Here is a 1,043-nt window from a genome sequence, read left to right as displayed (position 1 = left end):
CGGTGGAGTCGTTGGGTTCGGTGGTGTGGCTGGATGATGCGGGGACTCGTTCGATGCTTGGGGGTCTTCCTTGCACTTCGCCGGGTGTTTCTTGTCTGCCTGATCAGTTGGCGTATGTGTTGTATACGTCGGGGTCGACGGGGCGGCCGAAGGGTGTGTTGGTGGGGCATGGGAGTTTGGTGAGTTTCCTGGGTGGGATGGCGGTGCGTCCGGGGTTGGGTGGGGGTGATGTGTTGTTGGCGGTGACGACGTGGGGGTTTGATATTGCGGGGTTGGAGTTGTGGTTGCCGTTGGTGGTGGGTGCGCGTGTGGTGGTGGCTGGTCGTGAGGTGGTGGGTGATCCGGGTGTGTTGGCGGGTGAGTTGGTGCGGTGGGGTGTGTCGGTGATGCAGGCGACGCCGGTGACGTGGCAGATGTTGGTGGCTGATGGGTGGGTGGGGTTGCCTGGTTTGGTGGCGTTGTGTGGTGGTGAGGCGTTGTCGGGTGGGTTGGCTGGTGCGTTGGTGGAGCGTACGGCTGGTGTGTGGAATATGTATGGGCCGACGGAGACGACGGTCTGGTCGGCGTGTGAGCCGGTGGTTGGTGGTGGGGTGCCGGGTATTGGGTCGCCGGTTGCGAATACGCGGGTGTATGTGCTGGATGGGCGGTTGGAGCCGGTGCCGGTGGGTGTGGCGGGTGAGTTGTTTATTGGTGGTGCTGGTGTGGCGCGTGGGTATTTGGGTCGGGCGGGGTTGTCGGGTGAGCGGTTTGTGGCGGATCCGTTTGTGGGTGATGGTTCGCGGATGTATCGGTCGGGTGACCGGGTTCGGTGGTTGGTGGATGGTCGGTTGGAGTTCTTGGGGCGTGTGGATGATCAGTTGAAGGTGCGTGGTTTCCGGATCGAGCCGGGGGAGATCGAGGCTGTTCTGGTGGGGGATCCGGCGGTTGGGGCGGCGGTTGTTGCGGGTCGTGGGGAGGGTGTGGAGCGTCGTTTGGTGGCGTATTTGGTGCCGGCGGTGCAGGTGGATGGTGTTCCGTCTCCGGATGAGTTGCGGGAGCGGTTG

General features: G+C 63.4%; 1 protein-coding gene. It reads left to right on the top strand.

The window, feature by feature from the left end:
- Positions 1-53: 53 nt before the first annotated feature.
- The coding region (locus tag ACFWSK_RS37820) for an AMP-binding protein (protein WP_383796751.1) at positions 54-1,043 on the top strand (990 nt) is incomplete at its 3' end.

This window comes from Streptomyces sp. NPDC058620 (genome assembly GCF_042717135.1).
In the GTDB taxonomy this organism is placed as follows: Bacteria; Actinomycetota; Actinomycetes; order Streptomycetales; family Streptomycetaceae; genus Streptomyces.
The sequence above is the reverse complement of the archived record's forward strand: the minus strand, read 5'-3'. Positions and strand labels throughout refer to the sequence as shown.